This is a genomic window from [Clostridium] colinum (genome assembly GCF_940677205.1).
In the GTDB taxonomy this organism is placed as follows: domain Bacteria; phylum Bacillota; class Clostridia; order Lachnospirales; family CAG-274; genus Tyzzerella; species Tyzzerella colina.
The window spans coordinates 1,043,736-1,056,897 of record NZ_OW712331.1 but is presented as its reverse complement, the minus strand read 5'-3'; the positions used below and the strand labels follow the sequence as shown (position 1 = coordinate 1,056,897).

Below are 13,162 nucleotides of genomic sequence, written 5' to 3'. Positions count from 1 at the left end.
GAGTTGTTACTTGGATAGAATAAGTGAAATTTTAGAATATATAAGTCCTGAATTTAAAGAAAAAGTTTTAGAAAATAAAAAGACAATAGATAAACAATTTTTTGAAAATAAAGAAGAAGTAAAAAATCAATTTGTAATTAAACTTAACAAAATAGTAAAAGCTAAAAATAATTTAGAGAAAATTTACATAATAATATCTCCTTTAAAAAGTTCATTAATAACTAAAAAATATGAAGTTATTTTAGCAGGATATAACGAAGAGTTATATTTAGATAATGAAGCAGTATATGAATATTTTAGTATTAAATGTTTATTTGAAAATATAGAAAAAGATATTGACTATATAAAAAAGGAAATAAATAAAAAATTTACAAGACTTTTAGAGTTTGAGTTAAGAGAAGTAATAATAAAATATGAAGCTCAATATATGGAAATGTATTTAGAATATATAACAAAACTCTTAAATGAAGTTGACAGTTTAGAAAGTGAAAGAAAAATAATTATACTATATGGTGAATATATGGAAAAATCAACGATAATAAAAGAAATTAATTAAAATGGAGTATTTTATATGAAATATTTTATAATAGAAAAAGATAAAAAATTTTATTCATCACCACAATTTAAAAGCTGGCATCAAGACATAAATTTTTTGCCGGAAAGTAGACATTATAGTTTAGAAAAAAGAAAAGCATTTTTTATAAAAGACAGTGAATTTTTATTTTGGACAGATATAATAAGTAGCCCTGTATTTTTAATAAGTGAAAAAGTAAAAGAAGTAGTAAAATTATATGACAATAAGTTAAAAATGAAACAAATAATATTAATAGAGCCTAAAATAGCAGAGATGGGAGTATATTATTTACCAATATTTGAAGAAATTTATTGTTTAGCAGGAAAAGATGATATTGATAGCAAAGAAATAGCCGAAAAAATAATATTGAAAAGAGAAAAAATTAAAGATAAGCCAATATTTAAAATAGGCGGATTTAATAAACGATATATAGTAGCTAGAATGGATTTAGTAGAAAGTATACTTAAAAGAGAAGTTAAAGGTATAAATTTAATAGAAATGAAAGTTTTATAAGGGGGGAGTAATAGTGAAAAAATATGAAGAGTCTTGGATTGATAGTTTAGCTAAAAGTAATAAATTATCAACAGATGATATACCTAAACTTAGCGAAGAAGAAATTAATAGTATAGAAAAAGAAATAAAAATACAAAAAAAAGAAAGCCTAAAAGAAACAGCAAAATATTTAAATAAAGACAGCAACAACCAACAAACAGAGGAAGATACAGAAAAAATAGAGGCAGAATTAGCAGAAAAGCTAGAAGAAATGTTATCAAATGAATATTTAGTAAGAGGGGCATTATTAAAATGTAGATGTGGTAGCCACGAAAGGAAATTAAATATATTAAAAGACCACGGAGTGTACGTAGAAGAAAAACCATTAGCACATAAATTAGATAAATTAGAATTTGAAAATATAATGAGTTTTGGAGTGTGTAGCTCGGATAGCAAATATCTAAAATCGGAACGTGTGTTATTAGAAAAAGAAATAACAGATGAAAATGGAAAAGTAAAGAAAAAAATATAAAAGGAAAGGCTTGTGTACCTTGTATATTAGAAACATGGCTAGATACTAAGAAAAAAGTAAGAATTGTTGATAATGGAGAAAAAGATGCAAGCGATAAAGAAAAAGATGGAAATGACCTTTCAAAAGGATATGAAATATTAACAATGAATTCATTTTTAGTATGTAGACATGGGGGGATAATAGAGCCAATAGATTCGGGACAAGATTTAACTTATGAAGAAGAACCTGTTATGGAAAAATTGGAAATTGAAGAAGTACTAAGTACAAATCCTGAAGATATAAATACACTAGAAGATATAGATAAATTTTTAAATGATTTTGAAGGAGCTTTTATAAATGACAATAAGGAATTATTTGATGCTTATAAAAAAATACTCCAAAAAAATGATAATAATAGGGATAAAGCAAGAAAAGAATTTAGAGAATATATGTTAAATAATGATATAGATATACCCAATTTATATGATTATACAATTAAAATATGTGATATTATAAGTAAAAGTATTTTTATACAAGACAACAAAGTTCATATAGCATTTTTAAAAGATGAGTTTTCTATTGATAATTTAAAAGGTACATTATTTGAAACTAATATTAAACATTTTGCTATTATAGGATATAATTTTATAAATTTAGTTAATACTAATAAACCTTTGGATTTAAAAAATAGAATAGATAAAGAATACAATGATTCAATATGGGCAATGCCTTTTGATTTTAAAGGAGAATGTGTTAATCCAGAAATTATAAAAAATGGATTAAGACCAGATTATATTGGGAACTTTATGTTCGGATATGTAGGAGATGAAATTTTTGGTTATGATTGGTTTATAAAATTTGGAGCAGGAGGTGCTCAAATATTTAGTGATATTTCGAATTATGGTTTTGAAAAATATTTTGATAAGTTGAAAAATAATGAGTACACATTTTATTTTGATAATAAAGGTGATTCTGAAACTATACAAGATGGAATTAATGCTAAAACGTTACACAATAAAAAATAAATTAAATGTATAATTATATGGAGAAAAATAATGAAAAGTGAAATAAAATTATTAATTTTAGGTATTATAATAAATTTATTATTGGTTTTGTTATTTGTATATAAAATGACTACAATAGAAATTTTTATAAATACTACAGTAGATATTAAAATTATATCTATATTTATATATATAATATATTATATGTTTTTACTTAATTGTAATAATAATAATTTTAATAAAAAATTTATTAATATAAATACCGTAAATTGTTTTATTAAAATTATTATAGCTTTAGGTTGCTTTAATTTATGCATAATGCCAACCTCTCTTTCTAGTATTAGATATGCATTGACTTTAATATTTATAATAGTTGTTTCATTTGGATTATTTTTACTATATTTAATACTATTAGCAATAGATAATAATTATATATTAGGGATATTTCAACTAATGTTTATAGTAATATTATCAATAAGTGATATAATTATCTTTATATTTTTATTAATTATTATAACTAATATTTATAAAAAAGAGAAAATGGAAAAAATATTAAGTATTATTTACTTTCCAGCAATATATTATATGCTACTAAGTGGAGTAGAGTTTATAAAAAATATTTTTTTTAATTGAAATAATATTAAAAAATTTATTATGTTTACAATATAAATTTAATAATAAAATAAGAAGATAATAAAAAATAAAAATAATTTTTATAGGATAAAATGTAAAAGGAAAGGCTTGTGCACCTTGTATATTGGAAAAGTGGTTAGATACTAAGAAAAAAGTAAGAATTGTTGATAATGGAGAAAAAGATGCAAGTGATAAAGAAAAAGATGGAAATGGCCCTTCAAAGGTATATGAAATATTAACAATGAATTCATTTTTAGTATGTAGACATGGAGGGTTAATAGAACCATTAGATTTGGGACAAGATTTAACTTATGAAAAAGAATCTGTTATTGAAAACATAAATGAAATAGATAAAAATAAAGAAGTTTTGGATAAAATATTAAATAAAGAAGGTTTAGGAATAGATTTTGTAAATGACACACAAAACTATATGAATACTTTAAACAATGAATTTATAAAATCAACTGATAAAGAAGAAAACAAACAGTTGTTATATAAAGTCATGTCAGATGTATATAGAGCATATAAAGATGATGAATTAAAAAATTTAGAATTAAATACGAATGAATTTGCTAAAATTATAAATGAGCTTGTTAAAAATTCAAAAATGGATGAAAGCATACATTATTTTAGAAATATTATGAATGAATTTGGAAATATTCCTGATAATCTTGATGATATGTTAGAATTAGTAAATAATAATGAATGGGAGTGTCTATCAATTGAAAAATCTGTTTACCATGCATGGGAATAATGGAGAGTATAATTTGAAATTTGTATCTAGTGATGGTATTTTTGAAGCTGTTTATGATAATGAAGGAAGATTATTAAATAGAAATAATGACCCAATAAATATGAGGACTTATAACTATGCATTTCCTAATGAACAATTAGGAATTTATCATGTCATATATGATGTAATACCATATGAGCAGGATATGCTAGAAAACTATATAGATAAATTTTTAGAAGAATATTTCAATATATCTATAAATACACAATTTGGTAATGGTTTAGGTAATATAGGTGAAAATATTTTACCACCAGTATCATTAAATGATGAAACTATAGAGCAAGTAAAAGAATACAGAAAAGGACTAGGTTTAGAATAATGAAAACTATAATAAAAAGTTTATTATGTATATATATATATTTATTTATTGTAATAAAAGAATTATTTAGTTATAAAATGTTTTTTGAAAAAGTAGCCCCAACATTTATAGATATATTTACTGTTATATTTTTTAGTATTATGTTCTTATTAATGCCACTTATAACAATATTATATAAAAATAATAAAATTTATATGATTTTTGTTTGGATTATTACATTACTTTTAGTATTAAAATATATTTTAATAGTTTGGAATAATATTGTATTTATTACATAAAACTCAGGAAAAATGTAATGGGTCAAATATTTAAGAGATAATATGAAAATTTATAATACATACAATTAAAAAATATATATAATAAATAAAGTTAATGATATTAAAAGTATTAGGAGATGGTTTATATTGAAAAAAATATGAAGAATCTTGGATTTATAATTTAGCAAAAGGTTATAAAGATGAATATAATCAATAAATAAAAAATAAGATTTTAATAAATTAGAGTAAAATTTATGAAAACAAAGAGAAGAAAATGATAAAGATAAAACAGAAGAAGAAAAAAATAAATGAAGACATAGAAAAGTTTGAGAAAAAATTTTATCAAATGAATATTTAGTAAGAGGGGCATTATTAAAATGTAGATGTGGTAGCCACGAAAGGAAATTAAATATATTAAAAGACCACGGAGTGTACGTAGAAGAAAAACCATTAGCACATAAATTAGATAAATTAGAATTTGAAAATATAATGAGTTTTGGAGTGTGTAGCTCGGATAGCAAATATCTAAAATCAGAATGTGTATTATTATAGAAAGAAATAGCAGATGAAAAGGGAAAAATAAAGAAAAAATATAAAAGAAAAGGCTTGTGTACCTTGTATATTAGAAACGTGGTTAGATACTAAGAAAAAAGTAAGAATTGTTGATAATGGAGAAAAAGATGCAAGCGATAAAGAAAAAGATGGAAATGACCCTTCAAAGGGATATGAAATATTAACAATGAACTCATTTTTAGTATTTAGACACGGGGGACTAATAGAACCATTAGATTCAGGACAATATTTAACTTATGAAGAAGAATCTGTTATGAGTGAAAAAAATTTTAACTTAGATAGTAATATTGAAACAGATGATATTGTAGATCCAAATAAAGATAATGAAGTTTTAAAAAATTTAATTAATAGAGAAGGTACAGGAATAAATTTATCTAAAGAACCAGAAAAATTTGTTAAACATATGCAAAGTGTAATTGATAACTCATTTGAAATGGGGGTAAGTAAAGTAGATGAAATGACAGGTGATGCTCCATTAGGGTTTTTAATTAAAGGAGAACTTTATAATAAAATGCCAAAGATAATAATACAAGAGGAGTTTAAAAAAATAATGGCAGATTTATATAGAGCTCAGAAAGATAATGAGTTAGATATATTTAGTTATGAGCAAGCTAGAGAAATTGCTAAGATAATGAATCAAGCTATAAATTCTAATGGAATATTTTGTATACCAGCAGAAGAACAACATTATTTTAGAAATGTAATGAATGATTTAAGTAGAGCTCCACAAAATTTAGAAGATATGTTAAAAGAAGTTAAAGAAGGTAAATGGAAACTATTACCAGTAGGGGCATCTGTTTATCATAAGCAAGGGGAAGGAAATAATATATATAATTTAAAATTTGTATCAGTTGATTATGATGAAAATGGAAAAGAACTTGATTATGGATATTTTGAGGCTGTTTATAGTTTAGAAAATCCAAATGAAAAATATACAAAAGAAAATCTACCAAAAGGAATTTTGCTTGATAGGGATACAGATTTTATTAATATGGGTACATATAATTATGGTAATGATGGAATTTCACATACTTTTAAAGATGTATTTCCATATAACAGTATTAATGGTATGGGTAATGTTGGAGAGGATACTTTATTTTTGATACCTAATGATTATGAACTTTTTATTAAAGATAAACTTAATAACTTAATACCATTAGATGATATACAAAAAGTTTATAATATTCAAGAAAAAATAATAAATTTTATTAAAGGATGAATTAAATGAAAAATTATTTAAATTTAAAAACAAATCTATTTGTTATATTAATGACTATTTTTTATTTCTTTATTTTGATGATTATATTTTTATTTGTTTTATTTGAAGTGAAATTATTAGGTATATTTCTTATGTTTTTTGTTTATTACAGTATATTATTTATAACATTTAGATATATTGTTTTAATTAGGAATTTACTTAGTATACTTTTACAAAATAATAATAAAAAAGATAAAAAGTTTATATTTTATGGGAATATATTTAGTATATTATTTTATTTATATGCTGTTATTACAGGGTTAAATTTACTTCCAGGTCTTAATTTATTATTAATTTATTTTGAAATATTTATAACACAAATATTTAATATACCAACACTCTATTTAATATTAAATAGAACAGAGAGTATTAAATATTTAAAAAATATTATAAACGTGATATTAATACTAATATCAATATTTAATATTTGCTTAATATTTAATGGGGAGTATATTTATAAAGTAATACTATTACCGTAAAAAGAAAATAATAGTATATAATAGAAATTAAATAAAAAGATGATATTATAAAGATGTAAAATAATATAAAAAACTTTATACAAGGAGTTAATAATGAGTAATATTAAAATCTTTAATATAATTGATTTAATATATATATTATTTTTATTAATAAGAAGTATTTTTTTTAAAGATGATGTAATATATTCAAATTTATTTGATGAAATAGGTTATATATATTTTTTTATTATAAGATATTTTATAGGTATTTATTATGTATTTAATATAAAAAAACTTTTTTACTTTAATATTATATTTAAAATTATAACAGATTTTATTATATATATTTTTTTAATAGTTTTTCAAAGAGCATACATATATGGGTTATTATTATCTCTTTTAGTAGTAATATTAGAAGTTTTTTATAACATTTTAGTAATTATACCATTAAGTTTTATTGCTATTTTTAAGTGTAAGAATTTAATAAATATAAAAATTATAATAATATTATTACTAATATTAATTATATTTTTGATTTTTAATATTTGTATTATATTTAGTGGATTTAATATTCTAAATAATGCTATATTATTACCATAAAAATAAGAAATTGGAGTATTGTGGTAGTTCTATTAGAATGGGGTTCCTGGTGTATATGATGTATTTTCAGAAAGTTATTGGTTATTTAATGTCTGATATTTAGTTAAATAATTATTGTAATGAAGCTAAATCTTTAGAAAGGCTTTTAGCTTATAAATATTAAAATTTTTATAAAAATTTAGGAGTGAAAAATTAATGAAAAGTAAAATAAAACTAATATTTTTTATAATTAGTGGTATCATTATAAGTTATTTTTCAATAATAAATTTCTTTTTAATTCAATTTTTTTTATTTGGACATGATCATATAAAATATTTAACTCTTCCTAAAATACTATCTATTTTTATATACATTATATATTATGTATTTTTAATTATTTATAATGGGAACAATATAACTAAAAAAGTTTTTGATATAGTCAACAATTTTGTTAAAGCTATTTTAATAATAGGATTTATTTTATATATTTTCTTTATACCAAATATGATTATTTATATGTTTATATTTTTTCTTATTCAAAATATAAGTACAAAAAATAAAACATATAAAATATTAAGTATAATATATTCTCCTTCAATATATTGTATGTTATTTAACTCATTATATTTTATAATAAAGATACTAAGTAGATAAAATAAATTTGTAAAAAAGTTAAGTTAATTATTTTAAGTATATGGGGGGATAAAATGGAATATTTATCAGCACATAAGATAAAAATAACAGGAAAATTTACAATACAAACAATAAGAGATATAAAAATAGTTATAAAAACAAATGAACACCCAACTATATATGTAAAAGGTATAATACCAGCAAGTATAGGAATGGAACAAATAAAAGAAAAATGTTTTGGAGAGCCTATAAAAGTAGTAGAATTTGATGAAAATGGACAAGAAAAAGAATATGGAATATTTGAAGGAATAATATTAAATACTACAATAAGAAAAGAAGGAAACTACTATGAAATAGAAATAAATGGTATAAGTTCATCTTATTTATTCGATATAGAAAAGAAAAGTAAATCTTTCCAAAATGTAAATATGACTTATGCAGAAGTAATAAAAGACGTAATAGGAGAAAATAAAGTTATATGTACAATAGGAAAAGATAGAAAAATAGGGAAACCATTAATACAATATAAAGAAACAGACTGGGAATTTACAAGAAGACTTGCAAGTCATTTTAACAAACCTATACAGTCGGATATATTAACAGGAAATCCTCGTATATGGTTTGGAGTACGATTTGGAGATAAAAAAGACAAAGAGTATGAACGTTTATTTGATACAAAAACATATAAGGTAACAATAGATAAGAAGTATTATGAAGTAGGTAAAAAATTAGGATTAAGTAAATCATACTACATAGCATATTATATAAAAGACGGAAGAAATTTTCAATTAGGGGATAGAGTATTATTTGATGATAAAAAATTAATCATATGTGAAAAACAAGTAGTTTTTGAAAAAGGTGAAATAATATTTTATTATAAACTTGCAAAAGAAAACTATATAAATATAGTAGAATATTATAACAACTTGTTTACAGGGTTAACATTATTAGGTGAAGTAACAAAAACATCTAATGAAAAAGTATGGTTGAAGTTAGATATAGATGGAAAAAATGGAGAATATGATTATAAATGGACTCCAACATCTGGAAGCTTAATGTATTGTATGCCTAAAGTTGGTACGAAAGTGTCTTTATATTTTCAAAGTGCAGACGAAAGAAGTGGAATAGCTACAAATAGTCCAAGAACAAATGGTGGTAATGATGAAAAAAGTGATTTAGATTTTGAAGGCTTTAGCAATGTTCAAAACAGAGGAATGGTAACAGAGCATAACAAAAGAATGGATATGTATCCAAGTATATTAAGGTTTAAAGGGACAAGTAATGATTTAAACTTACCATTAGAAATATTGTTTGATGATGAAACAGGAATAAAGTTTGAAAGCCATAAAATAATAGATATTGTAGCACTTGAAAACATAACAATAGAAAGTGGAAAAAATCAAATAATACAATCTTTATTACAAAATTTATTTATAAGAACAAATTGCTTAATAGAAAATGTATTAGAACAAATAGTATCAAAAGGTACATATTCAATGACTAAGCAATTAAATGAGAAAAAACAATTAGTAGAATTGCCTGTTTTAAGCAATGATACAATGATTGTTATGAACAATAGATTTGATATAATATCCCACGAAAATATAGTATATCAAGGTAGAGTATATATGGAATTTCCACCATTTGATGATGCTCCAAAAGAAGGAAAATTTGATTGGAAAGGATTAGCAGCAGGTATAGCAATAGGAGCAGTATGTATATTAGCTGTAAGTGTACTAGTAGCAGGAATAGCAGCTGGTGTGGGGGGATTGGCTATTGCAGCTGTTGCAGTAAATAGTGTTGTAAGGACAGGTGTAACTATTTTAGCTTTTAAAGCTATTTGTGATGTCGTAAGTTCTAATGTTTCAAGTCCAAAAGATTATGCTTTTGCTGGATTAGGTTCTGTTTTAGCCGCAGCATCAGGAGCAGGTGTGGCAAAATTATTTGGAAAAATTGCAATATTAAAAAATGGTGCTAGTTGTGCAAAAAAAATACAAAATGTAGCAATTACTGTTGGTGGTTCTGCATTATCAGAAGCTACAGAGGGTATAGTTTCAAGAACAGTAGATGTAGCTATTGATGACAAATTGACATTTAAAGATAATACCTTTGATTATATACTATCACCAGCAGAAATGGCACTTGATTTTATGTTATCAGGTAATGGTAGTTTACCAGAAGCAAAAAGAATTTTAAAAATAAGTGAGCCCGTAGATGCAATAACAGGAAGTTTTTTGATAGAGCAATGTGACTTAATAATAAATGACATATTAGAAGATGTTGCAATAGAAAGAAACTATCAATCAATACATAATAGAGTGTCATTAGTAGGCAAAGGCTGGAACTTAAGTATATTTAGTAGTCTTGAATTTGAAAAAGGATATATAAAGCTATATACATTTGAAAATAAAAAAGAAATATTTTATACTAATGAAGAAAAAGAAATAAAAAGCATAAGAAATGAAGAAGAAGTATTTTCATTGATTAAACTTGAAAATGGGTATAAAGCATATAATATACTTACAAAACAAACACTTATATATAAAGAAAATGGTTTATTATTGTATGTTATAGATACAAATGGAAACAAAAGAGAGTATATATATGAAGATGATATACTAAAACGAATAAATTTTGCAAGTGGTCAATATTTTGAGTTTGAAATAAAAGAAACAAAAATAAAAAGTATAACAGATAATATGAACCGTAAGATAAAATATGAATATGACGGAGATTATTTAATAAGTGTAGAAATACCTAACAAGGGGATAGAAAGATATAGCTACAATGAACAGGGAGTAATAGAAAGTGTAACTAATACTGAAGGTGTAACATTTGTAAATAATAAATATGACGAGAAAAACAGGGTAATATATCAAACGGTAGCAACAGGGCAAGAATATAAATTTATATATGATGATGACAATAGGGTAAATACGTATATATTGCCAAAAATGAATAGAGAAGTAAAATATTATTATGATAGTAAAAATGAACCAATAAAAACAGTATATCAAGACGGAACATATGAAGAAATAAAATGTGACATATGGCAAAATGTTATATATGAAAGAGATAGGCTTGGAAATGAAAAAAGATATGCGTATAATAAAAAAGGGCTAAAGCTAGAGGAACATTTGCCAAATGGTTTGACAACTTATTATGAGTATGATGAAAACAATAATTTAATAAAAGAATGGGACAACGCAGGTAAAGAATTTAGTTATATATATGACCAAAAAGGAAATGTTATAAAAAGTGTAGGTAAAATAGATGATGAAAGAGAACTTATAGTATTATATGAATATGACCAGTATGGAAGAATTATAAAAGAAATAGACCCAGAAGGAAGAGAAAAAATATTTGAATATAACTTTAAGGAAGGACAGTTTAATAAACCTACAAAATATGTAACAGAAGAAAATGAGTATAAATATACATATGATAAGGCTGGAAGATGCCAAAGTGTAGATAATGGATATGGAATAAGAGCCTTTGAATATGACCCAATGGATATAATGACAAAAGAGATAGACCAAATGGGGAATACAACAATATATGAGTATGACCAGATGTTTAATCTAAAAAAAGTTATATTGCCAAATAACATAGAAAAAGAAATATGGACAAGCTATGAATATGACCCATTTCATAAGGTATTAAAAACAGAAGATGCAGAAGGTAACATATATGCAACACCTAGAGATTATGAGGGTAATTTATTAAAAGAAATAAACCCAAATAGCTATGATGTTAAAGCAAATGACGGTGAAGGGATAACATATGTATATGACGAATATGACAATAAGATAAAAACAATATATCCAGACGGTAGCATAGAACGTATAAAATATGATGCAAACGGAAACATAATAAAGAAAATAGCCCCAGAACAATATGACAAAGAAAAAGATGACGGTGCAGGATATGTTTATGAATACGACTGTATGAATAGGCTAGTACAAATAACAGACCCTAGACATAATGTATTAAAAAGATATGTTTATGATTTATCGGGAAATGTTATAAAAGAAATTAATTCATATGGATATAAAAAAGGAGAAAATGATGAAAATAGGATAGGTATTTTATATAAATATAACCATATGAATTGGCTTATAGAAAAAAGAGAGCCTTTTAATACATATGAATATAGGCTTACAACATATGAGTATGACTTATCGGGAAATGTTGTAAAAGAAAATAGATATGTAGAGCATCAAACAAAAGATAGCTATGTTGGAGAAGTACATACAATAAGTTTTAGTTATGATAAAGATAACAGAAGAACAAAAGTAAGTGATTGTACAGGAGCAGTGCAAGAATATAGCTATAACATATTTAATAAAATAGCAAAAGAAAGAAGAAAGATAAATCATAAACTATGGCAAGAAATAGTGTATAATTATGATAAATCGGGAAGGCTTATAGAAGAATATAGAAGAAAAAAGACTTGTAGATAATGCTATAACAAAGTATGAGTATGACAAAAACGGAAATATAACTAAAATAAGAACGCCTAATGGATATGAAATAATAAGAGAATACGACAGTATAGACCGATTGGTAAAAGAAAGACATATTGAAAAAGGTGGAATAGATAATACAACTAAATTTAAATATGACAAAGCTAGCAATCTTGTTGAAATAACAGACAATCAAGGAAGAAAAACAACTATTGAATATGACTTATTAAATAGAGAAATACGCAGGATAGAAAAAGACGGAAGTATAACAAGAAAATATTATAATGAAAATGGACTTTTAAGTAAAGAAATAAGACCAGAGCAATACAATAGGGAAAAAGACGACGGATTAGGCTATCAATATAATTATAACCCAATGGGGCAGTTAGTAACGGTAGTAGCACCAAATGGAAAAGTTATACAAAGTAATACTTATGATGCAGAAGGCAACTTATTAACTAGACTAGACGGAGAAGAAAACAAAGTTAGTTTCGAATATGACTTTATGAATAATCGTACAATGTCAAGTACTTTTAGAAATAAATTTCTAAAAGCCTGCTGATGCAGTCCGTATATCTTTACGGTACTTAATAAGGAGCAAAGGAGAGCTAA

General features: G+C 23.7%; 11 protein-coding genes. All 11 read left to right on the top strand.

What is annotated here, in order from left to right:
- Nucleotides 1-10 precede the first annotated feature (10 nt).
- Nucleotides 11-556, top strand: a complete 546-nt coding sequence (locus NBW53_RS05125; protein ID WP_250277184.1) for a hypothetical protein — start codon at nucleotides 11-13, stop codon at nucleotides 554-556.
- Nucleotides 557-571: 15 nt separating this feature from the next.
- Nucleotides 572-1,087, top strand: a complete 516-nt coding sequence (locus tag NBW53_RS05120; RefSeq protein WP_250277183.1) for a hypothetical protein — start codon at nucleotides 572-574, stop codon at nucleotides 1,085-1,087.
- Nucleotides 1,088-1,100: 13 nt separating this feature from the next.
- On the top strand, nucleotides 1,101-1,598 hold the full coding sequence (locus NBW53_RS05115) for a PAAR-like protein (RefSeq protein ID WP_250277182.1): 498 nt from the start codon (nucleotides 1,101-1,103) through the stop codon (nucleotides 1,596-1,598).
- Between the two features lie 143 nt (nucleotides 1,599-1,741).
- Complete coding sequence (locus tag NBW53_RS05110; RefSeq protein ID WP_250277181.1) at nucleotides 1,742-2,602, top strand: polymorphic toxin type 44 domain-containing protein; 861 nt, start codon at nucleotides 1,742-1,744, stop codon at nucleotides 2,600-2,602.
- 736 nt (nucleotides 2,603-3,338) lie between these two features.
- Nucleotides 3,339-3,968, top strand: a complete 630-nt coding sequence (locus tag NBW53_RS05105) for a hypothetical protein (RefSeq protein ID WP_250277180.1) — start codon at nucleotides 3,339-3,341, stop codon at nucleotides 3,966-3,968.
- Nucleotides 3,969-3,981: 13 nt separating this feature from the next.
- The gene (locus NBW53_RS05100) at nucleotides 3,982-4,326 is read left to right on the top strand and encodes a hypothetical protein (RefSeq protein ID WP_250277179.1); all 345 of its coding nucleotides are present in this window, start codon (nucleotides 3,982-3,984) and stop codon (nucleotides 4,324-4,326) included.
- A gap of 77 nt (nucleotides 4,327-4,403) precedes the next feature.
- Nucleotides 4,404-4,604 (top strand): hypothetical protein, encoded by a 201-nt coding sequence (locus tag NBW53_RS05095; RefSeq protein WP_250277178.1) that lies wholly within the window; start codon nucleotides 4,404-4,406, stop codon nucleotides 4,602-4,604.
- Between the two features lie 315 nt (nucleotides 4,605-4,919).
- The gene (locus tag NBW53_RS05090; RefSeq protein WP_284345840.1) at nucleotides 4,920-5,135 is read left to right on the top strand and encodes a PAAR-like protein; all 216 of its coding nucleotides are present in this window, start codon (nucleotides 4,920-4,922) and stop codon (nucleotides 5,133-5,135) included.
- A gap of 187 nt (nucleotides 5,136-5,322) precedes the next feature.
- Nucleotides 5,323-6,375 (top strand): hypothetical protein, encoded by a 1,053-nt coding sequence (locus tag NBW53_RS05085; protein WP_250277177.1) that lies wholly within the window; start codon nucleotides 5,323-5,325, stop codon nucleotides 6,373-6,375.
- 1,783 nt (nucleotides 6,376-8,158) lie between these two features.
- Nucleotides 8,159-12,547 (top strand): DUF6531 domain-containing protein, encoded by a 4,389-nt coding sequence (locus NBW53_RS05080; RefSeq protein ID WP_250277176.1) that lies wholly within the window; start codon nucleotides 8,159-8,161, stop codon nucleotides 12,545-12,547.
- Between the two features lie 100 nt (nucleotides 12,548-12,647).
- Nucleotides 12,648-13,112 (top strand): RHS repeat domain-containing protein, encoded by a 465-nt coding sequence (locus NBW53_RS05075; RefSeq protein WP_250277175.1) that lies wholly within the window; start codon nucleotides 12,648-12,650, stop codon nucleotides 13,110-13,112.
- Nucleotides 13,113-13,162 lie beyond the last annotated feature (50 nt).

What these genes read in the sequence shown, in the direction of transcription:
- NBW53_RS05120 (WP_250277183.1), top strand. Translation starts at nt 572, where the DNA reads ATGAAATATTTTATAATAGAAAAAGATAAAAAATTTTATTCATCACCA.
- NBW53_RS05110 (WP_250277181.1), top strand. Translation starts at nt 1,742, where the DNA reads ATGAATTCATTTTTAGTATGTAGACATGGGGGGATAATAGAGCCAATA.
- NBW53_RS05095 (WP_250277178.1), top strand. Translation starts at nt 4,404, where the DNA reads ATGTTTTTTGAAAAAGTAGCCCCAACATTTATAGATATATTTACTGTT.
- NBW53_RS05085 (WP_250277177.1), top strand. Translation starts at nt 5,323, where the DNA reads ATGAACTCATTTTTAGTATTTAGACACGGGGGACTAATAGAACCATTA.
- NBW53_RS05080 (WP_250277176.1), top strand. Translation starts at nt 8,159, where the DNA reads ATGGAATATTTATCAGCACATAAGATAAAAATAACAGGAAAATTTACA.